Below are 26,998 nucleotides of genomic sequence, written 5' to 3'. Positions count from 1 at the left end.
CGAATAGTTCTAATGCAAGCTAGAAAAGGGGCTAATACCTTGGCGCTTTCGCTCGAAATCGACCTGCTGCGTTCGTTCGTCGCGATCGCCGAGGTGCGTGCGTTGAGCCGCGCGGCCGCGCGCGTGGGCCGCACGCAATCCGCGCTCAGCCAGCAGATGAAGCGGCTCGAAGCGGCCGTCGATCAGCCGCTGTTTCAGCGCACCGGCCGTGGCGTGGTGCTCACGCATCCGGGCGAGCGGCTGCTCGTGCACGCGCAGCGCATCCTGCGACTGCACGACGAGGCGATGGCCGACCTGTGCGGCACGGGGTTGTCGGGGACCATCCGGTTCGGCTGCCCGGACGATTACGCCGAGGTGTGGCTGCCGTCGCTGCTGCGGCAGTTCTCGAGCCAGCATCCGCAGGCGATCGTCGAGGTCGTCTGCGCGCCCACGCCGCGGCTCGTCGAACACCTGGAGAAGCGCGCGGTCGATCTGGCGATGATTTCCGTGCCGGACGACGGCACGACCGACGACATCGTTCGCCGCGAGCAACTGGTCTGGATCGGCTATCCGGGGCTCGAACCCGCGCATTTCGATCCGCTGCCGCTCGCGCTGTCCGACCGCGACACGCTCGATCATCTCGCGGCCCGCGACGCGCTGGACCGCGCCGGCCGCGACTATCGCGTCGCGTATGCGAGCAGCAGCCTCGCCGGGCTGATCGCGCTGGTGCGCTCGGGGCAGGCGTTCGCGGTGATGACGCAGACGGCGGTGCCGACCGACCTCGCGATCGTCAACGGCGATCCGCATTTGCCGCCGTTGCCGGCCGTGGGCATCACGCTGAGGTTCGACCGGAAGCGGCCGTCGCATCTGACGGCGGCATTCGCCGACCATATCCGGCAGACGCTGCCGTTGCTGTGACGGGCGGCGCGGATCGCTCGACCGTCGACGAGGCCGGCGCTTGCGTGCGGCCACGCCTGTTCGCCGCCGCATCGCGCACGCGGATCGCCGCCTGCATGCCCGACAGCTTCAGTTCGGTTTCCTGATATTCACTGGCCGGTTCGGAACCGGCGACGATGCCGCGATTGTCGTCGGGCGTCGCATCACGCGCGGCTCAAGCGCCGCGCCGCCAGCACCGCGATGACGAGCAGCACCGCGACATAAGCGGCGACGCTCGCCCACGCGCCGCGTTGCCAGAACGCGCCGCCGACCGAGCCGAGCACGCTCGACCCGACATAGTAGGCGAGCAGATACAGCGAGGCCGCATGCCCTTTCGCGGCGCCCGCAAGCGCGCCGACCCAGCCGCTCGCGACCGAATGGGCGACGAAGAAGCCGATCGTCACGAGCACGATGCCGACGACGATCGCGGCGAGCGAGTGCGACAGCGTCAGAGCGAGACCCACCGCGAAGACGACGATGCCGCTGACCAGGACCGGCCCCCGCCCGAGACGATCGGCGAGCGCGCCGGCGCTCGATGACGACACCATCCCGAACAGGTACGCGCCGAAGATCAGCCCGCATGCGGTCGGGCTCAGGTTGAACGGCGCCGCCATGAGCCGGAACCCGGCGTAGTTGTAGATCGTCACGAACGCGCCCATCATCAGGAAGCCGATCGCGAACACGAACGGCAGGCGTGCATGACGCAGTTGTGCGTGCCACAGCCGCAGGTGGTGACGCAGCGTCAGGTCGGTGCGCTTCACGAAGCGTCGCGAGGCCGGCAGCAGCATCACGAACGCGAGCGCCGCGAGCAGGTCGACGACGCCGATCGACAGCATCGCCGTGCGCCACGAGAAGTGCTCCTCGAGCGCGCTCATCCCGATCCGTCCGATCATGCCGCCGAACGCGGTCCCGCCGACATAGAGTCCCATCGAGAAGCCGAGCCCGTCGGCGGCGATTTCTTCCGCGAGATAGGCCATCGCCACCGCCGGCACGCCGCCCAGCGCGAAGCCTTCGAGCGCACGACAGACCAGCAGCAGGTGCCAGTTCGGCGACAGCGCGGCGAGCAGGTTGAACACCGCGGCCAACGTCATCGACGCGAACATCAGCCCGCGCCGCCCGACCCGTTCGGACAGCGCGCCGGCACACAGGATCGACACCGCGAGCATCCCGGTCGACAGCGACAGCGACAGCGAACTCGACGCCGCGCCGACGTCGAACTCGCGTGCGAACGCGGGAAGCAGCGGCTGCACGCAGTACAGCAGCGAGAAAGTGGAAAAGCCGGCGAGGAAAAGCGCGAACGCGATGCGCTTGTACGCGGCCGAGCGCGGGGACACGCCGGCCGGCAGCGCATCGGGTGCGGAGGGTTGCGTGCCGGGCATGGATCGGGAAATCGAAGCGGAGGACATGAGAGCACTCGATGTGCGACGGAATACACGAATTCTTGCGCACGGTCATGTATATGTCCAATATATGAAATGAACCGCAGCAATATGTTTTAACACTGGCTGGCAGACCAGCCCGACTCACCGCGAGGTCACGTCACGCATGGAACTCCGGCATCTGCGCTACTTTCTGGCCGTCGCGGCCGCGTCGAATTTCACGAAGGCCGCCGAAACGCTCGGCATCGGCCAGCCGCCGTTGAGCCAGCAGATCAAGGCGCTCGAGGGCGAACTCGGCGTGGAGCTGTTCAAACGCACCGCGCGCGGCGCCGAGCTGACGCTGGCGGGCGAGGTCTTCGCGGAAGAGGCGCGCCGCGTGCTCGACGATGCCGAGCGCGCGGCGCGGGCGGCCAGGCGCGCCGCACGCGGGGAAACCGGCCATTTGCGGGTGGGCTTCACCGGCACGGCCGCGTTCAATCCGAAAGTGTCGGATCTGATTCGCCGTTTTCGGGAGGCGTATCCGGATGCGGAGCTGACGTTGCAGGAAGCGACGTCGGGCGTCTTGCTGGAGGCGCTGGAGGCCGGGCGCCTCGACGTCGCGATCGTGCGGCCCGAGCGCCGCGTCGCCGCGACGCTGCGGGTAGCCGACTGGGACGAGGAGCCGATGTTCGTCGCGCTGCCCGTCGCGCACCGGCTGGCGCAGCGTCGGCGCATCGATCTGGCGGAACTTGCCGACGAGTCGTTCGTGCAGGTGCCGCGCGCGGCCGGCGCCGCGCTGTTCGACGACATCGTCGCCGCGTGCCAGGCCGCCGGGTTCGAGCCGCGCATGGGGCAACCGGCGCCGCAGATCGCGTCCGCGGTGACGCTGGTGGCGGCCGGGCTCGGCGTGTCGGTCGTGCCGAAAGCGATTACGCAGGTGCAGGTGCCCGGGGTCGTGTACCGGCCGTTCGCCGGTAACCGGTTTCGCGCCAGGCTCGCCATTGCGTCGCGCTGCGACGAGCCGTCGGCGGTGGTGCGCAATTTTCTGTTGCTGGCGTAGCCGACAACAAAAAAACCCGCGAAGCCATATGCTGTCGCGGGTTTCGGATCATGCGCGGAATGCGCTGGAAGCGCATCTGGTGCCGACGGCGAGACTCGAACTCGCACAGCTTTCGCCACTACCCCCTCAAGATAGCGTGTCTACCAATTTCACCACGTCGGCACTGCAAGGGGCGCAATTCTAACGTCACATCGCGCGTTTGTGAAGGGGGTGTGACGAGGTCGTGTGTGTGCACGCGATCGATCCCGGTAGAATTCGTCCGATCGACCCGACGATCACCGTAACCGCCACCCGTTTTCTCCCCGTGATACACACCCTCGAACAGCTGCAGGCCGGACAACTGTCGGGCGCGCGGCAACTCAAGCTCGCGTGCGGACTGACCGAATTTCCGCGCGAGATCTTCGATCTGGCCGACACGCTCGAAGTGCTCGACCTGACCGGCAATGCGTTGTCGGCGCTGCCGGACGATCTGCCGCGGCTGCATCGTCTGCGCATCCTGTTCGCGTCGGGCAACCGCTTCACCGCCTTCCCCGACGTGCTCGGCGCGTGCGATCGGCTCGACATGATCGGCTTCAAGGCGAACCGGATCCGCACCGTGCCGCGCGGCGCGCTGCCGCGTGCGCTGCGCTGGCTGATCCTGACCGACAACGCCATCGACGAACTGCCGGCCGACATCGGCGACTGTGCGCGGTTGCAAAAGCTCATGCTTGCCGGCAACCGGTTGCGGACGCTGCCCGCGGAAATGGCCGCCTGCCGCGCACTGGAACTGGTGCGCCTGTCGGCGAACCGGCTGGATGCGCTGCCCGACTGGCTGCTGCACCTGCCGCGTCTCGCATGGCTTGCGGTGGCCGGCAATCCGTTCGGCGCGGCGCCGGAGGCCGCGGCGTCTGCCGGGCCGGACGTCGCGGAGATCGACTGGGCGGCGCTTTCATGTGAACGGAAACTGGGCGAGGGCGCGTCGGGTGTCATTTATCGCGCGCAATGGCGGGCGAACGGCGATTCGCCGCGCACGGTCGCGGTCAAGCTGTTCAAGGGCGCGGTCACGAGCGACGGCCTGCCCGATTGCGAAATGGCCGCGTGCCTGCATGCCGGCCGCCATCCGCATCTGATCCCGGTGATCGGCAAGGTGCGCGGGCATCCGGACGGCACGCACGGCCTCGTGATGGAGCTGGTCGATCCCGCGCTGACGAATCTCGCCGGGCCGCCGAGCTTCGCGTCCTGCACGCGCGACGTCTACGCCGCCGATGCGAGATTCGATCCGGCGCAGGCGCTGCGGATCGCGCACGGCATCGCATCGGCGGCCGGCCATCTGCACGCGCGCGGCATCATGCACGGCGATCTGTACGCGCACAACATCCTGCACGACGGCGCAGGCGGCGCGTTGCTCGGGGATTTCGGGGCGGCGTCGCCGTACGACGTGAACGAGCGCACACGCGGCGCCCGGTTCGAGCGGCTCGAAGTGCGCGCGTTCGGCTATCTGCTCGGCGAATTGCTCGAGCGATGCGAACCGCGTGCCGGCGCGCTCGATGCGCTTGCGGCGGCGTGCGTGAACGAGGACGTCGATGCACGGCCGTCGTTCGACGAGATCGCGGCCGCACTGGCCGCGCGCATGCGCTGACGGGATCGGGCCGGCCTACGCCTGCCGCGCGGTCAGCAGCTTGATGCCGAGCCCGACGAACAGCAGCCCGCTCGCGCGCTTGAGCGCGCGCACCGCGCGGCTCATGCCGAAGCCGCGATGCAGGCGGCGCACGCCGGCCGAATAGACGCCGTGAACGATCACGACCGTGCAGGCGATCGTCGCGTACATCACGACGAACTGCAGCGCGAGCGGGCGATCGTGCACGATGAACTGCGGCATGAACGCGGACAGGAAGATCATCGTCTTCGGATTGCTGCCCGACACGAACAGCGCTTCGCGGAACAGCTTTCGGCGATCGGGCGCGACGATCGCCGCCGCGCCGCTCGATGCGGCGGTCTTGCTATCGCCGCGCAACTGCCGGACACCCAGGACCATCAGATACGCGGCGCCGATCACCTTCATCGCGACGAACAGCGGCGGCATCGCCGCCAGCACCGCGCCGACGCCGAGCGCGACCAGCAGCACGACCACGCCCTGCGCGACGAGGTTGCCGGCGATCGTCGCGACGGTGCCGTGCGTGCCGTAGCGCACCGTGTTGCGGATCACGAGCAGCACGTTGGGCCCCGGCGACAGCGTCGTGGCGAGATAGGCTGCGGCAAACAGCATCCAGGTCTGAATGGACATGCGGCGCTCCGAAAGGCGGTCGCGGCGGTCGGGATGAAGCGATGATGCCACGCCAATAATGGCGCGGGCCGCCGCCGCAACCGTGCCGTCTCGGCGCGTCAGCGCGCGTCGCGCATGCAGTACGCGGGAATCGACGGCGGCGTATCGATGGCGGCAGGCCGCGTCATCCACGCGATCCACGCGGCCCATAAGCCGCAGACGATCAGTACCGCGACATTCAGCGGCGTCCGGTAGCGGACGATCAGGTCGGCGAGCGGCAGGCGGTCTTTCATGTGCGTCTCCTTCGGTCGAGGGGCAGGCGGCGTTACTGGCCGGCGTAGGTCGGCGCCTTCGCGTCGCAGGTCACGGACACGATCGAGCCGTCCGCGAAATGCAGCCGGAGCGGCACCTTCGCGCCGGGCGCGACGGCCCGGCGCGGCGCTTCCAGCATCGCGTGATAGCCCTTCGGCTTGAAGGCGACCGTGCCGTGCGCCGGCACGACGACCGAGTCGATGTGGACCATCTTCGCGGTGCTGCCGTTCGTCTGCGTTTCATGCATCATCGCCATCCCGTAGGCGGGCGTGTCGATACCGACGAGCGTCGCGGGTGCGTCGCCGTCGTTCTTCAGCGTGAAGTAGCCGGAGGACGGCACAGTCGCCGGCATCGTGCGGATCCAGCACGCATCGGCCTGCAGGGCCGGCGCGGCGAACGTAGCGGACACGTGCAGCGCCAGCGCCATGAGCAGGCCGGTCGAAATCGTGCGTTTCATCGTGTGTTCTCCTGATCGAGTGCGATGCCGGGGGCATCGATGCAAATGCGATCGGCGCGCCGCGCCGATGCGCATCGCGTGCGTTACTTCACCGTGAAGGCGTAGCGGCCGTGCGTGCGATGGCCGTCGCTGGCCACCGCGATCCACGCGACCGTGTACGTGCCGGCCTTCAGATCGGCCAGTGCGACGCGCATCCGCTTCCGGTTGCCGGCGTCGACGGCCGACTTCCCGTCGACGACCGACTGCCGGTGGCTGTCGGTCACGGCGATCGAGCTGAACGCCGGCTCGAGCGCCTCGCCGAAGTCGATCGTGACTGCGTGCGGCGCGCTCGACAGCGTGGCGTCGGGGGCCGGGTCCTGCATTTTCGGGAGCGCATGCGCATGGGCGGCCTGGATGGCGACGAAGCCGAGTGCGGCGAGTGCGCCGCGAACGAAAGGGGTGGTTTTCATGGCTGGATGAGCGAGTGACGAATCGGATGGAAAAGACGGATTCGACGGACGGCTGCGCGAGCGGCATCGATGTCGGCGACGATTGGCGCGGCCGTGCGTGGCCGGACCTTCGCATGCGGGCGAATGCAGGCGCGGTCATTCGAACCGGCGGCGGCCAACCGCGCGCACGGCACGACGCCGCGCGCAGCATGGTGAGACATGATCGTCCTTCGAAACGTGACACGTCGCGCACGCGGGCGGCGTGCGCAGGCTGCGCGATGCACGACGGCATCGCGCGCGATGACGACGGATCAGGACGCGAGCGGCGGGGCGCGCGGTTGCGCGGCCGTAAGCGGCAGCGCGCGGCGCAGGCTTTCGAAGCGGGTCGCCGCGCGATGCTCGATCGCGTGCACGTGGGCCTCGAACGTCAGTTCGGGGGGGGGCAGCGCGGGAGTATGAGCAAGCAGGCTGCAGTAGCCGCATGCGTGGAGATGCGCCTGCAGGCTTTTCGTCGACGCATCGGCGGAGCGGTCGCCGGCGGCCGGCGCGGACGAACAGTAGCCGGCCAGCAGCGCGTCGACGCGGCCTTGCGTGGTCAGCGCCTGCGAGATCGTCGGCGCGAGCGCCGTCATCAGGATGGCGAGCATCCCGAGCAGACTGCCGATCTTCCGGAGACGACGATTCAGCATGCGATGCGCGGCGGCGGGTGGACGACGATGCCGCCGATTATGCCACGCACGTCGATGCGTCGGCCGGCCCGAACGTGCGGCGTAGCGGCGCGCTACGCGTGCAGCGCCAGATATTTCGCGATCAGCGTCATCTGCGCGGCCCAGCCCTGGTCGTTCATGGCGCGCGCCGTCGCGCGACGCGCTTCGATCAACTGGTCGAAACCCGTTTCGGTGACCGTGAGCAGCGTGCCGCCGGCCTGCGCCGCGAGCGTGAACGTGACGAGCGTCATCGGCTCGGACGCGTAATCGACGTGCGGGTCGATCGCGAACGGATGCCAGCGGAACGAGAGCAGTCGTTGCGGCTCGATGCGATCGACGACGATTTCGAATACGGTGCCCGCATAGGGTTCCTGCGCTTTCGCGATGTCCTCGTCGACGCGGGTCGGCGTGATGCGGCCGAACAGCGGCTGGCCGGCCTCGAACGGGCCGTCGAACGAGACGCCGAACCATTGCCCGAATTCGCCGGAATTGCCGACGGCTGCCCAGACGCGGTCGGGCGATGCACTGAGCAGCGCCTGTTTTTCGATGCGATCGGTTTGCTGGATCATCGTGTTCTCCATGCAGGATCGAGCGTTGCAGGGGCGACGCGCGCGCTTGCGCGCCGCGTCTAGTCGAGCATGGCCGCGTCGGGCACGTCGAGCACGAGGTCCGACGTGGCAACGGCCACGCACGGCAGCGTATAGCCGTCCGCCTTTTCCTCGCGGCTCAGCCCCGGCCATTCGATCGTGTAGCGTACGCTGCCGCTGACGATCCGGCAAAGGCAGCTTCGGCACGTGCCGTTGCGACAGGAGCGCGGCAGCGACACGCGGGCGAACGCGGCGGCTTCGAGCACCGTCAGCGAATCGGGTGCGTCGAAGGTTGCGCCGAGCGGCTCGATGCGCACGAGGGACGGATGTTCTGGATCGGTCATGACTGAAGCGGGCAGCGGTTCGGCGGCGACGCGCCAAGCATACCCGAACCCGCCGGCGGCCGGCGGCCGCCCGTCGTGGGCGTCAGTGCCGTCGTAGATACCGATACACGGTATTGCGGGCGAGACCGAGTTCGCGCGCGGCCGCCGATACGTTGCCGCCATGCCGCGCGAGCACCGCATCGATCATCGCGGCCTGGTGGCTTTGCAGCGTCGTGCCTTCGCGCTTGCCGGCCGGCGCGGCTGCTTCTGGCGCAGCCGCGGCGGCGTCGCAGTCGAGCCAGAAATCGTCGGGCAAATGCGCGAGCGTGATCTCGTCTTCGTCCTCGGCGAGCATGCCGGCCGTGCGCAGCACGTTGGTCATCTGCCGCAGATTGCCGGGCCAGCGGTGGCGCGCGAACGCGTCCAGCACGTCGGCCGCGAGGCGGCGCGGCATCGGCTCGCTGCGCGCGAGCCGCGCGAGGATCCGCTCGACGAGCGCCGGCAGGTCGGTGCGCGTGGCGAGCGCCGGCAGCGTGACCGCGAGCCCGTTGATTCGGTAGAACAGGTCTTCGCGGAACGTGCCGTCCGCGATCATCGCGCGCAGGTCGCGGTGCGTCGCGCAGACCACGCGCACGTCGACCGGCACCGCGCGTGCGCCGCCGAGCGGCATCACCGCGCGCTCCTGCAGCACGCGCATCAGCCGCACCTGCTGCGCGAGCGGCATGTCGCCGATTTCGTCGAGAAACAGCGTGCCGCCGTCGGCCTGCGCGATCTTGCCGGGGCTGCCGCGCTTGCGCGCGCCCGTGAACGCGCCGTCTTCATAGCCGAACAGCTCGGCCTCGATCAGCGAATCGGGCAGCGCCGCGCAGTTGACCGCGACGAACGGGCCGTCCGCGCGCGGCGACGCCTGGTGCAGCGCGCGGGCGAGCCATTCCTTGCCGGTGCCGGTCTGGCCGAGGATCAGCAGCGGCAGGTCGCGCCCGCGGATCTTCGCGACGCGTTCGAGCACGGCGGCCATGCGCGCGTCGCCGGTGTCGAGCGTCGCGAACGTGATCGCGTCGGGGTCCGGCGCCCGCACGCGCGCAGCCGGCGCGGGTGGCCTGACGGCGACGGTCGTTTTATGCGATTCGGGGAATTCGCAGCGCGCGAGCACGCGCACGCCGGTCGACAGCGTGAGGCGGAACGTGGCGCCCGGTGCGCGCGCGGCTTGCTGCGCGAGCTGGCCGAAGCGCATGCCGAACAACGCGTCGCTGGCCTGGTGCTGCAGTGCGTCGAACGACGCGCCGAGCTGGAACTGGGCGCTGCGGTTCGCGGCGATCAGCCCGCCGTCGGGGCCGAACGCGACGAGCCCCGCGAACAGCGAATCGACGCAATCCTCGTGTGCGTGAAAGCGCAGCCGCAGCGCTTCGCCGCACTGGTTCGCGAACAGGTGGTTCTCGATCAGTTGCGCGGACATCCGCACGAGCGCGAGCGTATGCGGGCTGGCGCCGCGCGGGTCGCCGCTGACGTCGAGCGTGCCGAGCGTGCGGCCGAACGGATCGGCGATCGGCGCGCACGCGCAGGTGAGGATGTGGTTCGCGCGCAGGAAATGTTCGGACCCGTGCACGACGACGGCCTGGCCCGACGCGAGCGCGGTGCCGATCGCGTTGGTGCCGCGCGCGCCTTCGGCCCACGACACGCCGTTGCACAGCGCGACGCGGTTGGCTTTCTCGATGAAGTCCGCGTCGCCGATGCTGTGCAGGATCACGCCGTCGGCGTCGGTCAGCAGCACCAGGCTTTGTGTCTCGGCGATCTGCGCGTGGAGATCCTCCATCACCGGGCGGGCATGCGAGAACAGCGTGTGGTTCGTGTCGAGCAGTTCGCGCAGCGCGACGCGCGACAGCGGCGAGAAATCGGGGCGTTCGTGCGCGCGCAGGCCGACCGCGGTCGAACGCGCATGCGCCTGCGCGAGCAGGTCGGTACGCCCCGCGGCGGCGGGCAGCACGAAGGGTTGCGGCATGGTTTGTCTCCTGTTCCCGGGGCCGTCGGGGCCGATCGGATCGGAATCGGCGGCGGAGTGCGGCTCCGCTCGCGGTGCACCATTCGGCGCGACAGTCGTCCGTCCGGGCACGCATCATCATACAAGCGCCACGTGCGATGTGCGACCGCGAACAAAATCCCCTTGCTTTTAAGCGCCCGCCTGCAATGATGGAAATGGAGCACGCACGCGCCGTGTTCTGCACTGCAACAAGCATGCGACGCGACATGCATCCGTTCGGGAGACGCATCATGGTTCGGGCGGAACTGAGAGTCGTGCTGGCGGCCATCGCCACCTTCATCATGCTGGGCGGCATTGCCGTGGCGATCCACGGATTGCTGTTCGACCTGACCGACGCGGTGAGATACGGAGCCGCCGCGATTGCGGTGGGCGTCACGACCGCCGCGATCGCGCTCAACGTCTGGCCGACCGATCCGCACTGACGGTCGGTTTGCGAAACGGTGCCGGATGCCGCGCAGATCAGACGAAATGCGCGTCGGAACGACGCACACCGAAATTTTTGTCTCCCGCGCGAAACCGTCTAAAGTGGAATTCAACCGGCATGCATCGACCGCGCCACACCCCGCGGTCGGGGCCTCCGCCGGCGAGCCCGTGTCCATTTCGTCCGGCCGGTGGCGGACGACGGACGCGGTCATTCGTTTTCTACCGGTCGAGGCGGCTTCCATGCAGATCCATTTCACGAACGAGAAGCCTGAGTATTCGGGGCGTGACCTGATGCTGGCGTTCACGGCTCTGGTCAATGGCGAGCGCGTCCAATGTCAGATCACCGCCGAAGCGCTGGAAGACCACTTCGGCGCGGCATCGCCGCGCTTCGAGGACATGGTCGGCGCATTCGACCAGCACCGCGAGCGCATCGAGGCGGCCGCGCGGCGCCTGCTGTCGGAAACGCGCGCGCAATGCGTGACGCTGCGCAGCGGCTACGTGCGTTTCTACGAGGCCAACTGGCGCTGACGACACGACGCACGTCCGGCGGCGCGCGCCTCCGGGCGGCGCACGCGAAGACGTTGCGTTCACGTGATGCCGTTCGGCGGGGCCGGGCGGCATTTTCGTATGCGGGCCGTGCGGGATGATGGAGCGTCGATAGGAGCGTGCGCGCGGGTTCGTCAGGATCGCAGACGAATCGTGCGAAAACGAAAAACGCCACCCGAAGGTGGCGTTCTTTCATTTCATCGCGCAGTGCAGCGATGCGCTTCGCTTACTCGCTGCCGAGATAGAAGAAGCGAAACAGGAACACGGCCGCGATGATCCACACGATCGGCTTGACCGTGCGGCCCTGGCCCGTCAGCAGCTTGAGGCCGCCGTACGCGATGAAGCCGAACGCGACACCGTTCGCGATCGAGTACGTGAACGGCATCAGCAGCGCGGTCAGCGCGGCCGGCACGGCTTCCGTCGCGTCGTCCCACGGCACCTCGACCATCTCGCGCAGCATCAGGCACGACACGTACAGCAGCGCGGGCGCGGTCGCGTAGGCCGGCACGACGCCGGCGAGCGGCGCGATGAACAGGCACGCGAGGAACAGCACCGCGACGGTGATGGCCGTCACGCCGGTGCGGCCGCCGGCCTGCACGCCCGACGCGCTTTCGATATACGCGGTGGTCGACGACGTGCCGAGCACCGAGCCCGCGACGATCGCCGTGCTGTCGGCGAGCAGCGCCTTGTTCAGGCGGTGCATCTTGCCTTCGACGAGCAGGCCCGCGCGATTCGCGACGCCCATCAGCGTGCCCGTCGCGTCGAACAGCTCGACGAGGAAGAACACGAGGATCACGTTGATGATGCCGGTCGACAGCGCGGCGCGGATGTCGAGCTTGAACAGCGTCGCATCGATCGACGGCGGCGCGGAGAACACGCCGTGGAACTGGTTGCCGCCGAAGAAGAACGACAGGACCGTCACGCCGATGATGCCGATCAGGATCGCGCCGCGCACGCGCAGGTGGTCGAGCGTGACGATCGTGAAGAAGCCGACGATCGCGAGGATCGTCGTGGGCTTGTGCAGATCGCCGAGCGTGACGAGCGTGGCCGGGTTGCCGACGATCACGCCCGACGTCTTCAGCGAGATGATGCCGAGGAACAGGCCGATGCCGGCGGTAATGGAAATCCGCAGCGATTTCGGAATGCCGTTGACGATCGCCTCGCGCACGCGGAACAGCGTGACGAGCAGGAACAGGCAGCCGGAAATGAACACGGCGCCGAGCGCGGCCTGCCACGTGAAGCCCATTCCCTTGACGACCGTGTACGCGAAATACGCGTTCAGGCCCATGCCGGGCGCGCAGGCGATCGGGTAGTTCGCGTACAGCCCCATGATGATCGACGCCAGCGCCGCGACGAGGCAGGTCGCGACGAACACGGATTCCTTCGGCATGCCGGCGTCGCCGAGGATCGCGGGGTTGACGAAGATGATGTAGGCCATCGTCAGGAACGTGGTGACGCCCGCGAGTATTTCGGTGCGGAAGTCGGTGCCGGCTTCAGCGAAGCCGAAATACCGCTTGATGGATTCCATGAAGGCGTTTCTCCGGTCGGGTTGTCGTGTTGATTGTTGTGCCGATTTGTTGTACAGGCAGCGCGGCCGGCTCACTGTAACCAGCCACTATTGTCCGGCTATCGGCGGATTGTAATAGCGCGGATAGCTCGGACGATATAGTTGGAGGGCACGATCGATTGCCTGCGCGCGAACGGTCGGGCAGCCCGCCCGCGCGACGAAGGCGCGCATTTTACCGGTTCGCGGGCCACGGGCCGGCAGAAATGGCTGAAACGGGGGAACGGGGGAAACGAGTGGAAGGGGCACGGGCCGGCGCACGACGCCAGCCGATGCGTGCGCAACGGCACGCCGGCAGCGCCGCACGCGGCCGGCGCGATGACATGCGACTGAAACGGGGCGCTCGCATGCTGCACGAACGCGGTGCATGCGGCGCGTGCACGCAAACGTGCGTGCGCGGCCGGTGCGTTCGCGCGGCGGCCGCGTGCGGCGGCCATTCGTCAGTCCAGGCGATTGAAGGTATCGGGCAATCGTGCGCCGAAGCCGTCCCGTCCGCAACTGTCATTTCGCGATGCGGGGGCGACTGTGGTTTCTGTGTAAAAGATTGCAAGACCCCATCGCGTAAACCGGCAAGTCTTTCTAGGATAGACACACCGCGCATGCACACGCGGCCGGTCATTGCCGACGCGGGGGAGTCGCAGTCCGTGCAGGCCAGGCGGTGAATGGCGGTCAAGGCCGTTGCGCGTTTGGGCAGGCACGGCCGGTTAGGCACGGCCGGTTGCGATTGCCCGATGCGGGTTCGTCCGTAATCACGGAGGTCAGCATGTTGAACTGGATCAGCCGCTGGGCGATGCGACACGCCCCCACGCCGGAAAAAACCGCCGCGTCGATGCTCGTGACGGCGCGCATGGAACTGTTCGCAGCCGAACAGCGCGTCATCGATGCGAAATTACAGGCGGATTACTGGCGCACACGTGTGTCATTCCTCGAAGAGGTGCAGAAGCAGGGCATCGATCCGTGGGTGACCTCGCAGGCCGCGCAACGTCCCGACGTCGATTCCACGCCCCGAAGCACGGGCCCGCGTCTCGCCGCCAGCACCTGATGCACCCGCTGCATCCCCTCGCTGCGCACGGCGCGCGATCGCGCGCGGCACGCACCGGCGTGCCGCGTCCTTCGATGCGCACCTGCGGCGCGTTGCGCCGCGGGTGCGTCCGTTTCCGGATACCGTGATTCCGCACGCCACGGTTTGCCGTTGCGCGCGCGCTCACGTCGTCAATCCCTTCTTCGCCATCGTCCGACGAGCAAACGTTGTAGTGGCGCGAGCGCGCGTCTCAGCCGCTCGCCGCGCCGCACGTAGGCCGTCGTGATCGACGCTTCGGCCGCCGCGTCATCGTCGGTGCCGAGCCAGATGCGATCGCCGCGTGCGATGCGCAGCACGTCGCCGGGGCGTACCCAGTAGTCGTCGATGCTCGGTGGGCGCGTGATCCACAGCGGCGCGCCGTGCGCACGAATTTCCGCATCGCTGGGCGCGCGCCAGGTCAGTGTCGTGCGCGGCGCGACCGCGAAGCGGATCACGACGGTCGGTAACGCGATCGTGCCGGCGTGGCGCCGATCGCGGCGTTCGAACAGCGGGCTTGCCTGGTCCATCGTCTTCTCCATTCAGTGAGCCGGACGGATGACGTGCACCAGAACAAAAAGGCCTCATCCGTTTCCGGTGAGGCCTTGTGTGACATGCGGTACTGCTCGATTGCTAACGCACAAGCGCCTCCCGTGATCCATTCTTTCGAATGTTCACCGGGCAATGATTCGCGATGGCGATGAGCTTGAACGTAGGCATGCGAACGATTCTGTTGTCGGCGCGCGGCGTTGTCAACGACTATTTTCGAGATGGGCGGCGATCACGCGTCGCGTTGCGCGAGCCCGTTCACGAGCAGTTCGGACAGCAGGCCCGTCATCCCGTTCGGGTGGTCGGCGGCGCGCGCCTTCAGCTGCTCGACGAGCTCGGCGTTGAGCTTGCACGCGAACGGCACGAGGCCCTGTTCCTGGTCGAGCTTGCGCTGTGCGCGGCGGTCCAGCTTCGCCGCTTCTTCGGCGCCCTTGCCGAAACGCGCGGAGCTCGACTGCTTCATCGCGTGCGTCAGCTTGAGCGCCTTGTTCTTTTCTAGATCGGTTTTCTTCATGGCCATCGCGGCACCTCCGGGAATTGAAGCCGCGATTGTACGCATTTCGGCGGACGCCGCCCGGCGGCGCCATCGCGCCCCCGCTTGCGACGCCGCCCGCGCATCCGCTCACGCGCCTTTCGTCGTGCCCCAGTTGCCGCCATGCGCGGCCGCCTGCGCGGCAGGGGAGCGCGCGAGGTAGGCGAGCGCCTGCTCGGTCGAGCCTTCGTGGTGCGGCGTATAGCCCGGCTTGAAATAGCGCAGCGCCGCGCCGATCACCTTCCAGAACGACGGCAGGTGCCCGCGCCGCGAACCCTGCCGCCACGCGAGCACGAAGCCCGGATAGCGGCCGGCGTCCGGATCGCGCCGGTACATGAACTTCGCGCCGGTCGTGATGTAGTAGAGCAGCAGCACGATCACGAACGCCATGTGCACGCAGCGCTCCGGATAGGTGCCGCCCATGTGCCGGTAGATGTCGAACGCGACGGTGCGGTGCTCGACTTCCTCGGCGCCGTGCCAGCGCAGCAGGTCGACCATCGTGGGGTCGGCGCGGCCTTCGTCGAGGCCGTGCGCGTTGAGCACCCAGTTGCCGAGATAGCCGAAGAAATGCTCGAGCGACGCGATCACGGCCAGTTGCTGCCGCAGCCAGAAGCGCGTATGGCCGATCTTCAGCCCCAGCGGCTGCTCGCCGAGCACGCGCGTGAACAACCGGTTGAGCCTCTGCGTGAACGGCTTCGTGTCGATGCCGTGGCGCTCGTAGTAGTGCTTCAGCACGCCGCCGTGCGAACGCGAATGCACGGCCTCCTGCCGCAGGAAGCCTTCGGCTTCGTCGCGCAGGCGTGCATCGGCGATCAGCGGCAGCGCCTTGTTGTACACGCGGCAGAACCACAGTTCGCCTTCCGGGAACAGCAGGTTCAGCGTGTTGATGATGTGCGTGCTGCCCGGATCGTTCGGCACCCAGGTGATCGGCGTATCGCTGAAGTCGAACTTCACGTGCCGGGCCTTGATCTTGTGGTAGTCGGCGGTATCGGTCATGTCGTCTCCCTGTCTCGGTGCGGCGTCGTGCGCCGTCAATGCGATGCCATGCTGACGCGGGCGATCATCCGGCCCAGCCACGGCATGAAGCGGCCGACGAAACGCATCGCGTGCGCTTCGCCGCCGACCGCCACGACGGGGCGGTTGCGCAGCACGCCGTCGACCATCGCCCGCGCGACGGTTTCGGGTTTCAGGCCGCGCATCTGGTACAGCCTGGTCGCGCGCTTGCGCAGCCGCGCTTCGTCCTGTGCGCTGGCGCCTGCGTAGTGCGTCGACGCCATGATCCCGGTCTCCGCGAAGCCGGGGCACACGGCCGTCACGCCGATGCCTTGCTCCGCGAGTTCCGCGCGCATGCATTCGCTGAGCATCAGCACCGCGGCCTTCGTCGTCGCATAGGCGGGCAGGTCGCGCGACGGGCCGAACGCGGCGGCCGACGCGGTATTGACGATGTGCCCGCCGGTGCCGCGCGCGGCCATCTGCCGAGCGAACAGCCGCGAGCCGTGGATCACGCCCCACAGGTTCACGTGCAGGATGCGCTCCCAGTCCCGCGTGCCCGTGTCGAGGATGCCGCCGGCCATGCCGATGCCCGCGTTGTTGATCACGATGTCCGCGCCGCCGAGTTCGCCGCCGACCCAGGTCGCGAGCGCTTCCATTTCGTCGGCGGACCCGACGTCGACACGTTTCGCCTGCGCGTGCGCGCCGGTCAGCCCGATGAGCAGCGCGGTGCGCTCGGCGCTCGCGAGATCGATGTCGCATGCGACGACGGTCGCGCCTTCGCGAGCGAAGGCCAGCGCCGCGCAGCGGCCGATCCCGCTGCCCGCGCCGGTGACGACCGCAACCTTGCCGTCGAAGCGCCCGCTGGTTGCGCGGCGGCGCGCGTTCGCGAGCGCTGGCGGCTCGTTGCCGGATTCGACCGCGTCGATCAATTGCCCGGCGAGATCCGCGAAGCGCGCGGGATCGGCGAGCGGCAGCCAGTGGCCGGCCGCGACTTCGCGGCGGTAGTACTGCGGCACCCAGCGCGACAGGTTTTCGGACAGCGCGGGGCTCACGTATTTGTCGCCGAGCGGCACGATCGTCTGCACCGGCGCGTGCGCATGGCGCTCGCGCGGCGCGAACAGGCAGCGGATGAAGTTCGCGCGATAGAGGCGTACGCCGCGCGCGCCGTCGTCGGCCTGGGTCGGGCGCGGCGCGGCGGGCGTTTTCTCGAGCCGGCGCAGCAGGCCCGGCCACGCGCGGCCGAGCCACAGCCGCCAGCCGAGCTCGGGGATGAACGGCAGGTGGAACAGATACACGTACCACGAGCGCACGAGCTGGCCGCCGAGCGTGGCCAGCGACGCGGGCGTCGGGCGCAGCACGCGTTCGCGCAGCCAATAGCCCACGTGGTCGAGGCATGGCCCCGAGCACGACGTGTACGATGCGATGCGGCCATCGAGGCGCGGATCGGTGACGAATTCCCAGCCCTGGATCGAGCCCCAGTCGTGGGCGACGAGGTGCACGGCGCGGCCCGGGCAGAGCGCATCGATCACCGCGACGAAATCGTCGGTCAGCTTCGCGAGATGGTAGTCGGCCGTGCGCCTCGGTGCGCCGGACAGGCCCGCGCCGCGCACGTCGTACGCGATCACGTAGTGCCGGCGCGCGAGCAGCGGCGCGACGTGCTGCCAGACGCTGCTGTCGTCGGGATAGCCGTGCACGAGCACGACCGGCGAGCGGGCCGGGTCGCCCCAGGTCCTGACCGCGAGCGTCAGGTCGCCGGAGGCGACCGCCGTTTCGCCGTGAACCGATTCGAACAGGGCCAGCGGCGCTTCGTCGGAAAGAGGTTGCATCGTGAGTCCGTCGTTCAGGGAGTCGGGAGGAGGGGCGGGTGGGTCAGGCGGCGGCCGGCACGTTCGCCGCGGCCTGCGCGCGCTCGGCCTGGCGGCGGCGCCAGCGGCGCACGTGCGGCAGATCGTCGTCGAGCCAGTACGCGTCGTCGTCGGTGATCACCAGCAGCTCCTCGAATTTCGCGCCGACGCCGGCGAAGCCGAGATGCGGCTCGACGGCCCACAGGCCCGGCACGGGCGCATGCTCGGAGCGGCGGTCGATCGACCACAGCGGCGACCAACCTTGCTGCTTCGCCGCGCGGCCCTGGTCGAGCAGCAGGTTGCGCGTCGCGTTCAGCCCGAAGCGGGCGACGAAGCGCGGCTTCGACAGCTTGTGGATCTTCGCGACACGATGCGCGAGCACCTTGAACGGGTAGGCCTTGTGGCGCGGCTCGACGCCCTGGCGGCGGCACAGCGCGTCGACTTCCTGCGCGACTTCCGCCATCGACCGGCGCGCCTTCACGAGCCGCACGATCATGTCGCGATGGTCCATCAGGTCGTCCTGCAACTGCTCGAGGATCGGGTTGCGGCCTAGGCAGTGCGCGTAGCCGACATCGGCGACGATGCCGTCGAGCACCGGCGCGACGTCGAGGATCACCGGCATGTCGGTTTCGAGCTGGCGGCTGCTCGGGAAGAACGCGAGATTGAAGCCGCCCATGTGCTTGAGGCCGGAGAAGCCCTCGAACGCGGTGCGGTCGCCGAACCACGCGAACGGCTTGTGCAGCCAGTCGTGCACGCCGTTGTCCTGCAGCCATTCGGTCAGGAGGCGCGCGGCTTCCTTCTCGGTGATGCCGGGGTACAGCATCGCGCCGACGGTTTCGACGCAGCGGTACGCCAGCTGCTGGACCGCGCGGAATTGCGGCAGTTCGTCGAGATGGACTTCCGGCAGCGGGTGGTGGGCGGTCATGATGCGTCTCCATGGGTCGACCGGAGTTGGCGCATCGGCGCTTACTCGAGTCCTGTTCTTCGCGGGGTGCCGATCCGGAATGCGCGCGCCGGCATCCGCCGTCACGCGTTATTCAGTCAGCATTTAATGTGCCATTGAGCAATGTAATTATCATAGACGGTTCCGGAAAACGCGCCAGCCCCGTGGGGTGAGGATTTGTCCTAATGGAGGGGGGAAATGGAGGAGAAGCTCTAGGTATTCAGGAAGATCGGGGCATGACTCGCGGAGTGAGGATCCGTTTCCGTCACTCGTCGGGTAATTCTGACCCCAATTCTGCTTCGATCTGATCGATCGATGGCAGACCGGATTCGAGCGATGCCGGCACATGCCGCAGGAGTTCATATTCAGCGACCCCCATCGGGTTGGTCATGCCGCGTAGCGCATACTCGGCGACGAGTCGGTTTTTCTCGCGACACAACAGCAAGCCGATCGTCGGTTGATCGTCCGGCGCTTTCAGTTCGGCGTCGACCGCAGATAAATAGAAATTGAGTTGCCCCGCGTATTCCGGGCGAAATGGCGTCGCTTTCAACTCGACCACGACGTAGCTGCGTAGTTTCAAGTGATAGAAGAGCAGATCGATGAAGAACTCGTCACCACCGACTACCAGCCGATACTGACGGCCGACAAATGCGAAACCCGCCCCGAGCTCCAGTAAAAAGCGCGTGATGTGGCGTGTGAGTGCCTGCTCGATGTCGCGTTCCTGCGCATCGTCGGTCAGCCCCAGAAAGTCGAATACGTAAGGATCCTTCAGCGCCTCGCGCGCTAGATCCGACTGAGGCGGTGGTAGCCGGACGTCGAAATTTGTTACTGCAGCTCCGGCGCGGAGATGCGCGTGCGTATCGATCTGCATTGCAAGCACGTTGCGCGACCACCCGTTTTCAAGTGACTTGCCTGCATACCAGTCGCGTGCCGCTGACTCCTTGACCTTGTCGAGAAGTGTCACGACATGGGACCAAGGCAATTGTGCAACGGCCTGTTGCACAATTGCCGGTGTCGGCCACGCCTGCGCCAATGCCCGCATATATTTGAGGTTTCGTGGAGAGAAGCCCTGCATGTCGGGGAACGCTGCTTTCAGATCCCGCGCGAGCCGGTCGATCACCTTTGCTCCCCACCCTTGGCGCTGTTGGCGCTCGAGGATGTCGTGGCCAATCTGCCAGTACAGCGAGACAAGTTCCCGATTCGCGCTGGCAACTGCTTGCTGGCGTGCGTGCGTCACCCGCTGCTTGAGCACCGCCAGCCAGTGTCGGTAGTCGTCGTCGCTCCAAGGGCCCGTTGGCAGGGAATCGATCATGCAATGATTGGCGTAGGTACGCGTTCCGGGGACATGGCCTCATTATCCCGGGCGAGCAGGGCCAAGAGCAATGCCTGCCGATCGGCAGGCTTCGATCGAGAAGCTTCCTTGTCGTCAGGACTGTTTTTTCTCTCTTACCCCTCCCGCTTCCCTCCCAACCGCTCCAGCAACGCCCCCAGCAGATCGATCGGCAGCGGGAACACGATCGTCGAATTCTTGTCCGCGGCGATCGTCGTCAACGTCTGCAGATAGCGCAACTGCATCGCCTGCGGCTGCTGCGCGAGCCGCTGCGCGGCCTGCAGCAGCTTCTCCGACGCCTGCAATTCGCCTTCCGCGTGAATCACTTTCGCGCGCCGCTCGCGCTCGGCTTCGGCCTGCCGCGCGATCGCGCGGATCATCGTCTCGTTCAGGTCGACGTGCTTGATCTCGACCGTCGACACCTTGATCCCCCACGCGTCCGTCTGCGCGTCGAGCGTCTTCTGGATGTCGGCGTTCAGTTGCTCGCGCTCGGCCAGCAGTGCGTCGAGGTCGTGCTTGCCGAGTACCGAACGCAACGTCGTCTGCGAGAGCTGGCTCGTCGCGTCGAAGAAGCGCGCGACCTGGATCACGGCCTTCTCCGGATCGACGACACGGAAATACACGACCGCGTTGACCTTCACCGACACGTTGTCGCGCGTGATCACGTCCTGCGGCGGCACGTCGAACACGACGGTGCGCAGGTCGATCCGCACGACCTGCTGGACGATCGGGATGATCAGCACGAGCCCCGGCCCCTTCACTTTCCAGAACCGGCCGAGCATGAACACGACGCCGCGCTCGTATTCGCGAAAGATGCGGATCGACGACGCGACGAGCACCACGACGAAGACGATCAGGACGCTGCTGAAGCCGAACGTGTAACCGATCATGAAGGTTCTCCCTGGGGATGGGCGGGGGCGGGCACGTCGTAGAGCGGCGCGACCGTCAGCGTCAGCCCGTGGCGGCCGGTGACGCGCACGCGGCAGCCGGCGGCCAGCGGCGTGCGGCTGGCCACGCGCCAGCGCTCGCCGTGCACGAGCGCCCAGCCGGCGGCCGACGGCGGGGCGCCGGCCGCGTCGTTCGGCTGGTCCGGATGCAGGCCGTCGTCGAGCACTTCGCCGATGCTGCCGAGCATGGCCTCGGCGCCCGTCACGACCGGGCGGCGCCGCGCGCGCAGCGCGACGCTCGACACGCCCGCGACGAGCAGCCCGCCGCCGAGCGCGAGGCTCGCGATCACGGGCCACGGAATTCCGTAGCCGGGCACGTCGGTGTCGATCAGCATCAGCGCGCCGATCGTGAACGCGACGATTCCGCCGAACCCGAGCACGCCGAAGGTCGGCAGGAATGCCTCGGCGACGAGGCAGCCGAGCCCGAGCAGCACGAGGCCGAGGCCCGCATAGCTGACCGGCAGCAACTGCATCGCGAACAGCCCGACCAGCAGGCAGATCGTGCCGGCGACGCCCGGCAGCACGAAGCCGGGGTTCGCGAATTCGAAGAAGAGGCCGTAGATGCCGATGGTCAGCAGGATCAGCGCGACGTTCGGATCGGCGATGATCGCCAGGAAGCGGCTGCGCCAGTCCGGCGCGAGCACGACGAGCGGGGCGTGCGCGGTCGCGAGATGCGGCGTGCCGGCGGTGGTCGTCGCGGCGCGGCCGTCGAGCTGGCGCGCGAGATCGGCCGGATCCTGCGCGATCAGGTCGACGACGTGCTGCATGCGCGCCTCGTTCGCCGACAGGCTCACGGCCTCGCGCACCGCGCGCTCGGCCCATTGCGCATTGCGCCCGCGCAACTGCGCGAGGCCGCGGATGTACGCGGACGCGTCCTGCATCGCCTTGCGGATCTCGGTCGATTGCGTGTCGGTCGGCAGCGCGGCGGCGGTGGCGGATGCGCCCGATGCGCCCGATGCACCGGGTGGCGCACCCGGCGGCGCGGCGCCGCCGATGCCGAACTGCACGGGCGACGCCGCGCCGAGATTGGTGCCGGGCGCCATCGCCGCGAAGTGGCTCGCATAGACGATGTAGGTGCCCGCGCTCGCCGCCCGCGCGCCGCCCGGCGCGACGAACGCGGCGACCGGCACCGGCGAGCCGAGGATGGCCTTGATGATCTGCCGCATCGACGTATCGAGGCCGCCGGGCGTGTCGAGCTGCAGGATCGCGAGCGGCGCGTGCTCGCGGGCCGCGCGCTCGAGCGAACGCACGATGAAATCGGCACTGGCCGGGCCGATCGCGCCATTGACGGGAATCACGACGACCGGACGCGCGGCCGGCGCGTCGGCCGATGGCGGTGCGGCGAGCGCGGCGCATACGACGAGCAGCGCCGCGAACAGCGCGGCGCGCGCGACCCGCGCGGACAGCGGGTGACGGGGGCGGCCGTCGGGCGCGGCAGAGGCCGGCGGCGGCCCATGACGGTGAAAGCGCATCGGGACGTCCGGGCGGCGCACGACCGCGTGCCGTCCGGCTTGCGGAAAGGGCGTGGGCCCGATACCTGAAGATTAGGCGGTTTCGGCGGAAAGCGCGAAGGTGCGGCCGCGCCGGCCGGATTCAGCTGGCGCCGCCGCCGCGCGCGAGCACTTCGTCGCGATAGTCGGCCGGACTGCGTCCGCTCCATTTGCGGAACGCGCGGTAGAACGCGCTCGGCTCCGCGAATCCGGTCGCGGCCGCGACGTCGGCGATCGTGCGTGCGGGGTCGGCCAGCGCCTCGAACGCGAGATCGCGCCGCAGCGTGTCCTTGATCGACTGGTACGCGTGGCCTTCCTGGTGCAGCTTGCGGCGCAGCGTGGCCTCGGCCACGTGCAGCCGCGCGGCCATCCCGCCCGCGCCCGGCCACGCGGCGGGCGGCATCCCGCGCAGCACCGCGCGCACGCGCTGCGCGAGCGCGTTCGGGTTGCGGTACTTGACGATGAAGCTGGCCGGCGCGTTGCGCAGAAACGTTTTCAGCGTCTTCGCGTTCTGCACGACCGGCAGCGTCGCGAATTCGGGATCGAAATCGACATACGAATCGGGCTCGTTGAAACGCATGTCGTCGCAGAACATCGACGGATATTCGTGATCGGCGGGCGGCGTGTCGCAACGGAAGCTCGCATGCAGCAGCGGAATGCGCCGGCCGATCAGCCAGCAGGTGAGGCCGTAGACGATGATGAAATAGGTCGCGTACGTGAACATCGCGGGCGTCGCGCCGTTGTTGCGGTGCACGAAACGCAGCCGCACGCGTTGCGGGTTTGCGTCGAGCTCCGCGTGCAAGTCGTCGAGCACGCAGTGCATGAAGTTCACCGCGCGCGCCATCGCGTGCAGCCCGTCGCGCGCGGACAGCGCGGCCTGGCTCATCGCGATGAAGCTGCCGCTGCGCATCGGGTGACGATCCTGCCCGAAAAACTCGTCGTCGAGCGTGCGCGCGATCGCGTTCCACAACGCGCCATATTGCTGCGCGGACACGCGTGCGCGCGGCTGCCCGAGCAGCGCGGGCGCGATGCCGGCCTGCGCGAGCAACGGCTCGGCCGCGACGCCGCGGCGCGTGGCCAGCGCGACGCTGTACGCGACGAGGCCGATCGCGACGGTTCCCTTGTCTTCCTGCTTCATCGGTGTCGCCGGTATGGCAAAAACGCTCAGTGTAAATGAGCGACGCGAGCATCGAACAGTCGCGCGTGCTTGCCTACACTTGTTGCATCGAAACGCAAGGACGGTCGCGCCCGGCGGCCGCGGGAGACTGCAGCACCATGGACGAGCTTTACACCGAAGACCAGCGGATGATCCGCGATGCCGCGCGCGCTTTTGCCACCGAGGTGCTGGCGCCGAACGCCGCGCAGTGGGACCGCGACGCGCACCTGCCCGACGCGATCGTCGCGCAGCTCGGCGAACTGGGCCTGCTCGGGATGATCGTGCCGCAGGAACTGGGCGGCTCGTATACGGATTACGTGGCCTATGCGCTGGCGATGGAGGAAGTGGCGGCCGGCGACGCCGCGTGCGCGACGATGATGAGCGTGCACAACTCGGTCGGCTGCGGGCCGATCCTCGGCTTCGGCACGCCCGCGCAGAAGGATCGCTGGCTGGCCGACATGGCGGCCGGCCGCGTGATCGGCGCATTCTGCCTGACCGAGCCGCATGCCGGCTCCGAGGCGAACAACCTGCGTACGCGCGCCGAGTTGCGCGACGGCAAGTGGGTGCTGAACGGCGCGAAGCAGTTCGTGACCAATGGCCAGCGCGCGGGCGTCGCGATCGTTTTTGCCATGACCGATCCGGAAGCCGGCAAGCGCGGCATTTCCGCGTTCCTGGTGCCGACCGACATGCCGGGTTTCATCGTGGGCAAGCCCGAGAGGAAAATGGGCATCCGCGCGTCCGACACCTGCCCGATCACGTTCGAGAACTGCGCGATTCCCGAGGAGAACCTGCTCGGCAATCGCGGCGAAGGGCTGAAGATCGCGTTGTCGAACCTCGAAGGCGGGCGCATCGGCATCGCCGCGCAGGCGCTCGGCATCGCGCGCGCCGCATTCGACAAGGCGCGCCGCTATGCGGGCGAGCGCGTGCAGTTCGGCAAGCCGATCGCCGAGCATCAGGCGATCCAGCAGAAGCTCGCCGACATGGCCGTGCAGATCAACGCCGCGCGCCTGCTCGTGCATCACGCGGCGAAGCTGCGCACGGCCGGGCTGCCGTGCCTGTCGGAAGCGTCGCAGGCGAAGCTGTTCGCGTCCGAGATGGCGGAGCGCGTGTGCTCGGACGCGATCCAGATTCACGGCGGCTACGGCTATCTGGTCGATTACGAAGTCGAGCGTCATTATCGCGACGCGCGCATCACGCAGATTTACGAAGGCACCAGCGAAGTGCAGCGGATGGTGATCGCGCGACAGCTTTGAGTCGCGGCGCGCGCTCATCCGGGGTGTCACGCAGTCGAACAAACGGTCGAACAAGCAGGCATACAACGCAAGCACGAGGGCAGCGCGGCGAACACGGCACGCAACGACGTGACCGTGCGCCGTGCAATACGGAGCCGGGCAGGTGCTGCAGCACGTGCGCCGGTTGACCGCTGGGCATGGAGACTGGACGGAGACGACACATGACGGTACAGGCATTCCTGGACGCACGCGATTTTCTGCTGCGCCATCGCACCGACTACGACACCGCGTACCGCGAGTTCGAATGGCCGGTGCTCGACGCGTTCAACTGGGCGCTCGATTACTTCGACCCGATGGCGCGCGGCAACGACGAGCCCGCGCTGTGGATCGTCGATGCGGCGACCGGCACGGGCGATCCGTATTCGTTCGCGCAGATGTCCGAGCGTTCGTCGCGGATCGCGAACTGGCTGCGCTCGATCGGCGTCGTGCGCGGCGACCGCATCCTGCTGATGCTGCCCAACCGCGTCGAGCTGTGGGACGCGATGCTGGCCGCGATGAAGCTCGGCGCGATCGTGCTGCCCGCCACCACACAACTGTCGCCCGACGACGTGCGCGACCGCGTGCGCATCGGCGGCGCGAAATACGCGATCGTCGACGAGAACGAAACCGCGAAGTTCGAGCAGCCCGATCTCGGCCTCGCGCAAAAGATCGTCGCCGGCGCGCCGCGCGCGGGCTGGCTCGCGATGAACGACGGCTATGCGGCGAGCGCCGCGTTCGAGCCGGACGCCGTCACGCACGCGAACGATCCGATGCTGCTGTACTTCACGTCGGGCACGACGTCCAAGCCGAAGCTCGTCGAGCATACGCACCGCACCTATCCGGTCGGCCATCTGTCGACGATGTACTGGGTCGGCCTGCAGCCGGGCGACATCCACTGGAACATCAGCTCGCCCGGCTGGGCGAAACACGCATGGAGCTGCTTCTTCGCGCCGTGGAATGCGCAGGCGTGCGTGTTCGCGTTCAACTATGCGCGCTTCGAGCCGAAGGTCGTGCTCGATGCGCTCGTCAAATACCGGGTGACCACGCTGTGCGCGCCGCCGACCGTGTGGCGCATGCTCGTGCAGCAGCCGCTCGCGTCGTTCGACGTGAAGCTGCGCGAGATCGTCGGCGCGGGCGAGCCGCTGAATCCCGAGATCATCGAGCGCGTGAAGAAGGCGTGGAACATCTCGATCCGCGACGGCTACGGCCAGACCGAGACGACCTGCCTGATCGGCAACTCGCCGGGTCAGCCGGTGGTCGCGGGCTCGATGGGCCGGCCGCTGCCCGGCTACCGGATCGCGCTGCTCGATCCGGACGGCGCGCCCGTCAGCGAAGGCGAGGTCGCGCTGCCGCTCGGCGATGGCGCCGCGCGCCCGGTCGGGCTGATGAACGGCTATGCGAACAATCCCGACGCGACGGCCCATGCGATGCGCGACGGCCACTACCGCACGTCGGACATCGCGATGCGTCGCGACGACGGCTACTACGTGTACGTCGGCCGCGCGGACGACGTGTTCAAGTCGTCCGACTACCGGCTGAGCCCGTTCGAACTGGAAAGCGTGCTGATCGAGCATCCGGCGATCGCGGAAGCGGCCGTCGTGCCGAGCCCGGACCCGGTGCGGCTGTCGGTGCCGAAGACGTTCGTCACGCTGCGCCAGGGCTACGAGGAAAGCCCCGCGCTCGCGCTGGAGATCTTCCGTTTCTCGCGCGAGAAGCTCGCGCCGTACAAGCGCATCCGCCGCCTGCAATTCGCGGAGCTGCCGAAGACGATCTCGGGGAAGATCCGCCGCGTCGAGCTGCGCCGCCGCGAGATCGAGCGCGGCGACGACGCGACCGCGCGCATGCCCGGCGAATACTGGGAAGAGGATTTCGCCGCCGAACTGGAATGACCGATCGCGGGCCGTGCGCGCCGCATGCCGCGGCCGC

General features: G+C 68.2%; 27 protein-coding genes and 1 tRNA gene. 8 read left to right on the top strand and 20 right to left on the bottom strand.

Annotated elements, in window-relative coordinates:
* The first annotated feature begins 12 nt into the window (after nt 1-12).
* On the top strand, nt 13-897 hold the full coding sequence (locus WS95_RS08515; RefSeq protein ID WP_059823291.1) for a LysR family transcriptional regulator: 885 nt from the start codon (nt 13-15) through the stop codon (nt 895-897).
* 182 nt (nt 898-1,079) lie between these two features.
* Here WS95_RS08515 and WS95_RS08510 read toward each other — a convergent pair whose 3' ends face one another.
* Nucleotides 1,080-2,321, bottom strand: coding sequence for an MFS transporter (locus tag WS95_RS08510; RefSeq protein ID WP_059823290.1), 1,242 nt, complete (start codon nt 2,319-2,321; stop codon nt 1,080-1,082).
* Between the two features lie 139 nt (nt 2,322-2,460).
* Here WS95_RS08510 and WS95_RS08505 point away from each other — a divergent pair, with 139 nt between their 5' ends.
* Complete coding sequence (locus WS95_RS08505; RefSeq protein ID WP_059823288.1) at nt 2,461-3,333, top strand: LysR family transcriptional regulator; 873 nt, start codon at nt 2,461-2,463, stop codon at nt 3,331-3,333.
* 77 nt (nt 3,334-3,410) lie between these two features.
* Here the strand turns inward: WS95_RS08505 and WS95_RS08500 are convergent.
* Nucleotides 3,411-3,495 (bottom strand) — tRNA-Leu (locus WS95_RS08500).
* Nucleotides 3,496-3,637: 142 nt separating this feature from the next.
* Between WS95_RS08500 and WS95_RS08495 the strand changes: the two genes are divergently transcribed.
* Nucleotides 3,638-4,951 carry a leucine-rich repeat-containing protein kinase family protein gene (locus WS95_RS08495; RefSeq protein ID WP_059823551.1) on the top strand — a complete coding sequence of 438 codons (1,314 nt, stop codon included), beginning with the start codon at nt 3,638-3,640 and terminating at the stop codon, nt 4,949-4,951.
* Between the two features lie 15 nt (nt 4,952-4,966).
* On the opposite strand, the gene WS95_RS08490 is transcribed toward WS95_RS08495, so the two are convergent.
* The 8 genes from WS95_RS08490 to WS95_RS08460 form a co-directional block, all read right to left on the bottom strand.
* Entirely contained in the window at nt 4,967-5,596 is a 630-nt protein-coding gene (locus WS95_RS08490) for a LysE family translocator (RefSeq protein WP_059823287.1), read from the bottom strand.
* Nucleotides 5,597-5,694: 98 nt separating this feature from the next.
* Nucleotides 5,695-5,868 (bottom strand): hypothetical protein, encoded by a 174-nt coding sequence (locus WS95_RS35320; protein WP_006486739.1) that lies wholly within the window; start codon nt 5,866-5,868, stop codon nt 5,695-5,697.
* Nucleotides 5,869-5,900: 32 nt separating this feature from the next.
* Nucleotides 5,901-6,344, bottom strand: coding sequence for a copper chaperone PCu(A)C (locus WS95_RS08485; RefSeq protein WP_059823284.1), 444 nt, complete (start codon nt 6,342-6,344; stop codon nt 5,901-5,903).
* Nucleotides 6,345-6,427: 83 nt separating this feature from the next.
* Nucleotides 6,428-6,793 carry a copper resistance CopC family protein gene (locus WS95_RS08480; protein WP_059823283.1) on the bottom strand — a complete coding sequence of 122 codons (366 nt, stop codon included), beginning with the start codon at nt 6,791-6,793 and terminating at the stop codon, nt 6,428-6,430.
* 290 nt (nt 6,794-7,083) lie between these two features.
* Nucleotides 7,084-7,461 carry a DUF2946 domain-containing protein gene (locus WS95_RS08475; protein WP_059823282.1) on the bottom strand — a complete coding sequence of 126 codons (378 nt, stop codon included), beginning with the start codon at nt 7,459-7,461 and terminating at the stop codon, nt 7,084-7,086.
* 92 nt (nt 7,462-7,553) lie between these two features.
* A complete protein-coding gene (locus tag WS95_RS08470; RefSeq protein ID WP_059823549.1) occupies nt 7,554-8,048 on the bottom strand; it encodes an SRPBCC family protein in 495 nt (164 codons plus the stop codon).
* Nucleotides 8,049-8,107: 59 nt separating this feature from the next.
* Nucleotides 8,108-8,410, bottom strand: coding sequence for a 2Fe-2S iron-sulfur cluster-binding protein (locus tag WS95_RS08465; RefSeq protein ID WP_059502422.1), 303 nt, complete (start codon nt 8,408-8,410; stop codon nt 8,108-8,110).
* A gap of 82 nt (nt 8,411-8,492) precedes the next feature.
* Nucleotides 8,493-10,388 carry a sigma-54-dependent Fis family transcriptional regulator gene (locus tag WS95_RS08460; RefSeq protein WP_059786083.1) on the bottom strand — a complete coding sequence of 632 codons (1,896 nt, stop codon included), beginning with the start codon at nt 10,386-10,388 and terminating at the stop codon, nt 8,493-8,495.
* 185 nt (nt 10,389-10,573) lie between these two features.
* On the opposite strand from WS95_RS08460, the gene WS95_RS08455 reads away from it, so the two are divergent.
* Nucleotides 10,574-10,849, top strand: coding sequence for a DUF2964 family protein (locus WS95_RS08455; protein ID WP_306454101.1), 276 nt, complete (start codon nt 10,574-10,576; stop codon nt 10,847-10,849).
* Between the two features lie 241 nt (nt 10,850-11,090).
* Entirely contained in the window at nt 11,091-11,378 is a 288-nt protein-coding gene (locus WS95_RS08450) for a DUF1488 domain-containing protein (protein WP_006480750.1), read from the top strand.
* Nucleotides 11,379-11,622: 244 nt separating this feature from the next.
* On the opposite strand, the gene WS95_RS08445 is transcribed toward WS95_RS08450, so the two are convergent.
* Complete coding sequence (locus tag WS95_RS08445; protein WP_059823281.1) at nt 11,623-12,924, bottom strand: NCS2 family permease; 1,302 nt, start codon at nt 12,922-12,924, stop codon at nt 11,623-11,625.
* Between the two features lie 799 nt (nt 12,925-13,723).
* Here WS95_RS08445 and WS95_RS08435 point away from each other — a divergent pair.
* Nucleotides 13,724-14,002: a hypothetical protein gene (locus WS95_RS08435; protein ID WP_034186190.1), complete on the top strand. Its 279-nt coding sequence runs from the start codon at nt 13,724-13,726 to the stop codon at nt 14,000-14,002.
* Nucleotides 14,003-14,172: 170 nt separating this feature from the next.
* Here WS95_RS08435 and WS95_RS08430 read toward each other — a convergent pair whose 3' ends face one another.
* The 9 genes from WS95_RS08430 to WS95_RS08390 form a co-directional block, all read right to left on the bottom strand.
* Nucleotides 14,173-14,547: a DUF2917 domain-containing protein gene (locus WS95_RS08430; protein ID WP_034204333.1), complete on the bottom strand. Its 375-nt coding sequence runs from the start codon at nt 14,545-14,547 to the stop codon at nt 14,173-14,175.
* 251 nt (nt 14,548-14,798) lie between these two features.
* Nucleotides 14,799-15,086, bottom strand: coding sequence for a hypothetical protein (locus WS95_RS08425; RefSeq protein ID WP_059502430.1), 288 nt, complete (start codon nt 15,084-15,086; stop codon nt 14,799-14,801).
* A gap of 102 nt (nt 15,087-15,188) precedes the next feature.
* Nucleotides 15,189-16,094, bottom strand: coding sequence for a metal-dependent hydrolase (locus WS95_RS08420; RefSeq protein WP_059823280.1), 906 nt, complete (start codon nt 16,092-16,094; stop codon nt 15,189-15,191).
* Between the two features lie 35 nt (nt 16,095-16,129).
* Complete coding sequence (locus tag WS95_RS08415; RefSeq protein WP_059823279.1) at nt 16,130-17,917, bottom strand: SDR family oxidoreductase; 1,788 nt, start codon at nt 17,915-17,917, stop codon at nt 16,130-16,132.
* A 43-nt stretch (nt 17,918-17,960) separates the two neighbouring features.
* On the bottom strand, nt 17,961-18,860 hold the full coding sequence (locus tag WS95_RS08410) for a M24 family metallopeptidase (RefSeq protein WP_059823278.1): 900 nt from the start codon (nt 18,858-18,860) through the stop codon (nt 17,961-17,963).
* Between the two features lie 283 nt (nt 18,861-19,143).
* Entirely contained in the window at nt 19,144-20,190 is a 1,047-nt protein-coding gene (locus tag WS95_RS08405) for a PDDEXK nuclease domain-containing protein (protein ID WP_059823277.1), read from the bottom strand.
* 134 nt (nt 20,191-20,324) lie between these two features.
* A complete protein-coding gene (locus tag WS95_RS08400) occupies nt 20,325-21,098 on the bottom strand; it encodes a slipin family protein (protein ID WP_059823276.1) in 774 nt (257 codons plus the stop codon).
* Nucleotides 21,095-22,627 carry an NfeD family protein gene (locus WS95_RS08395; protein ID WP_059823274.1) on the bottom strand — a complete coding sequence of 511 codons (1,533 nt, stop codon included), beginning with the start codon at nt 22,625-22,627 and terminating at the stop codon, nt 21,095-21,097. The genes WS95_RS08400 and WS95_RS08395 overlap by 4 nt, the downstream gene beginning before the upstream one ends.
* Nucleotides 22,628-22,748: 121 nt before the next feature.
* Nucleotides 22,749-23,783, bottom strand: a complete 1,035-nt coding sequence (locus tag WS95_RS08390; protein WP_059823273.1) for an AraC family transcriptional regulator — start codon at nt 23,781-23,783, stop codon at nt 22,749-22,751.
* Between the two features lie 137 nt (nt 23,784-23,920).
* On the opposite strand from WS95_RS08390, the gene WS95_RS08385 reads away from it, so the two are divergent.
* Nucleotides 23,921-25,054 carry an acyl-CoA dehydrogenase family protein gene (locus tag WS95_RS08385; RefSeq protein WP_059823272.1) on the top strand — a complete coding sequence of 378 codons (1,134 nt, stop codon included), beginning with the start codon at nt 23,921-23,923 and terminating at the stop codon, nt 25,052-25,054.
* 200 nt (nt 25,055-25,254) lie between these two features.
* Complete coding sequence (locus WS95_RS08380; protein ID WP_059823270.1) at nt 25,255-26,961, top strand: AMP-binding protein; 1,707 nt, start codon at nt 25,255-25,257, stop codon at nt 26,959-26,961.
* The last annotated feature ends 37 nt before the right edge of the window (nt 26,962-26,998 follow it).

It is taken from the genome of Burkholderia sp. MSMB1826, from assembly GCF_001526325.1.
Taxonomy (GTDB): domain Bacteria; phylum Pseudomonadota; class Gammaproteobacteria; order Burkholderiales; family Burkholderiaceae; genus Burkholderia.
The sequence above is the reverse complement of the archived record's forward strand: the minus strand, read 5'-3'. Positions and strand labels throughout refer to the sequence as shown.

Coding starts and splice junctions, on each gene's coding strand:
- WS95_RS08515 (WP_059823291.1), top strand. CDS start 13: ATGCAAGCTAGAAAAGGGGCTAATACCTTGGCGCTTTCGCTCGAAATC.
- WS95_RS08510 (WP_059823290.1), bottom strand. CDS start 2,321: ATGTCCTCCGCTTCGATTTCCCGATCCATGCCCGGCACGCAACCCTCC.
- WS95_RS08505 (WP_059823288.1), top strand. CDS start 2,461: ATGGAACTCCGGCATCTGCGCTACTTTCTGGCCGTCGCGGCCGCGTCG.
- WS95_RS08490 (WP_059823287.1), bottom strand. CDS start 5,596: ATGTCCATTCAGACCTGGATGCTGTTTGCCGCAGCCTATCTCGCCACG.
- WS95_RS35320 (WP_006486739.1), bottom strand. CDS start 5,868: ATGAAAGACCGCCTGCCGCTCGCCGACCTGATCGTCCGCTACCGGACG.
- WS95_RS08485 (WP_059823284.1), bottom strand. CDS start 6,344: ATGAAACGCACGATTTCGACCGGCCTGCTCATGGCGCTGGCGCTGCAC.
- WS95_RS08480 (WP_059823283.1), bottom strand. CDS start 6,793: ATGAAAACCACCCCTTTCGTTCGCGGCGCACTCGCCGCACTCGGCTTC.
- WS95_RS08475 (WP_059823282.1), bottom strand. CDS start 7,461: ATGCTGAATCGTCGTCTCCGGAAGATCGGCAGTCTGCTCGGGATGCTC.
- WS95_RS08470 (WP_059823549.1), bottom strand. CDS start 8,048: ATGATCCAGCAAACCGATCGCATCGAAAAACAGGCGCTGCTCAGTGCA.
- WS95_RS08465 (WP_059502422.1), bottom strand. CDS start 8,410: ATGACCGATCCAGAACATCCGTCCCTCGTGCGCATCGAGCCGCTCGGC.
- WS95_RS08460 (WP_059786083.1), bottom strand. CDS start 10,388: ATGCCGCAACCCTTCGTGCTGCCCGCCGCCGCGGGGCGTACCGACCTG.
- WS95_RS08455 (WP_306454101.1), top strand. CDS start 10,574: ATGATGGAAATGGAGCACGCACGCGCCGTGTTCTGCACTGCAACAAGC.
- WS95_RS08450 (WP_006480750.1), top strand. CDS start 11,091: ATGCAGATCCATTTCACGAACGAGAAGCCTGAGTATTCGGGGCGTGAC.
- WS95_RS08445 (WP_059823281.1), bottom strand. CDS start 12,924: ATGGAATCCATCAAGCGGTATTTCGGCTTCGCTGAAGCCGGCACCGAC.
- WS95_RS08435 (WP_034186190.1), top strand. CDS start 13,724: ATGTTGAACTGGATCAGCCGCTGGGCGATGCGACACGCCCCCACGCCG.
- WS95_RS08430 (WP_034204333.1), bottom strand. CDS start 14,547: ATGGACCAGGCAAGCCCGCTGTTCGAACGCCGCGATCGGCGCCACGCC.
- WS95_RS08425 (WP_059502430.1), bottom strand. CDS start 15,086: ATGGCCATGAAGAAAACCGATCTAGAAAAGAACAAGGCGCTCAAGCTG.
- WS95_RS08420 (WP_059823280.1), bottom strand. CDS start 16,094: ATGACCGATACCGCCGACTACCACAAGATCAAGGCCCGGCACGTGAAG.
- WS95_RS08415 (WP_059823279.1), bottom strand. CDS start 17,917: ATGCAACCTCTTTCCGACGAAGCGCCGCTGGCCCTGTTCGAATCGGTT.
- WS95_RS08410 (WP_059823278.1), bottom strand. CDS start 18,860: ATGACCGCCCACCACCCGCTGCCGGAAGTCCATCTCGACGAACTGCCG.
- WS95_RS08405 (WP_059823277.1), bottom strand. CDS start 20,190: ATGATCGATTCCCTGCCAACGGGCCCTTGGAGCGACGACGACTACCGA.
- WS95_RS08400 (WP_059823276.1), bottom strand. CDS start 21,098: ATGATCGGTTACACGTTCGGCTTCAGCAGCGTCCTGATCGTCTTCGTC.
- WS95_RS08395 (WP_059823274.1), bottom strand. CDS start 22,627: ATGCGCTTTCACCGTCATGGGCCGCCGCCGGCCTCTGCCGCGCCCGAC.
- WS95_RS08390 (WP_059823273.1), bottom strand. CDS start 23,783: ATGAAGCAGGAAGACAAGGGAACCGTCGCGATCGGCCTCGTCGCGTAC.
- WS95_RS08385 (WP_059823272.1), top strand. CDS start 23,921: ATGGACGAGCTTTACACCGAAGACCAGCGGATGATCCGCGATGCCGCG.
- WS95_RS08380 (WP_059823270.1), top strand. CDS start 25,255: ATGACGGTACAGGCATTCCTGGACGCACGCGATTTTCTGCTGCGCCAT.